Raw genomic sequence first — 219 nt, 5'->3', positions numbered from 1 at the left:
AAGCAGCAAATTTACGAGCATCAGTTGGTACGACTGGTGATTCATACGATAATGCTTTGGCTGAAACGGTGAATGGCTTATACAAAACAGAGGTGATTGAATATCTAAAAGCAGATTGGCAAGGTTTGGTAGATGTACAACTTGCGACATTAAACTGGGTGGATTGGTTCAATAAAAAGCGTGTACATAGTGCTCTAGGTTATGTATCGCCATTTGAGT

1 protein-coding gene is annotated in these 219 nt (G+C 39.7%); it reads left to right on the top strand.

The window, feature by feature from the left end:
• A partial coding sequence (locus tag AC1M9J_RS14875; RefSeq protein WP_481952582.1) for an integrase core domain-containing protein occupies window positions 1-219 on the top strand: 219 nt, incomplete at both ends.

It is taken from the genome of Acinetobacter sp. ANC_7588 (assembly GCF_056783995.1).
This window is presented reverse-complemented; position numbering and strand designations above follow the sequence as displayed.